Below are 271 nucleotides of genomic sequence, written 5' to 3'. Positions count from 1 at the left end.
TGAATTGAAAGCCACACAACGCCCTCAGAACCGCATAGACCACAGCGTGATTTTCGTTGCCTTTTTCTTCGGCAACCTCCTCGGCTTTCGCGAATAGATTTTCATAATTACGGATGTCAGCGGAAACTGCTCCGTGGATGACGTTCTCGAAGTCGACGTCGCGAACCATCTCCAAAGTCAAAGATAGGAATCGCGGGCGGGTAGCTAGCGCCTCTGCCGGCCGCTTATCGCCGTCATCGGTACTCATCGCAACTTACCTTCTATGTGTCGG

1 protein-coding gene is annotated in these 271 nt (G+C 52.4%); it reads right to left on the bottom strand.

The window, feature by feature from the left end:
• The coding region (locus tag G3A47_RS23355) for a DUF7380 domain-containing protein (RefSeq protein ID WP_166926672.1) at window positions 1-247 on the bottom strand (247 nt) is incomplete at its 3' end.
• Between the last annotated feature and the right edge of the window lie 24 nt (window positions 248-271).

The organism is Flavobacterium poyangense, assembly GCF_011751075.1.
GTDB lineage: Bacteria > Bacteroidota > Bacteroidia > Flavobacteriales > Flavobacteriaceae > Flavobacterium > Flavobacterium poyangense.
This window is presented reverse-complemented; position numbering and strand designations above follow the sequence as displayed.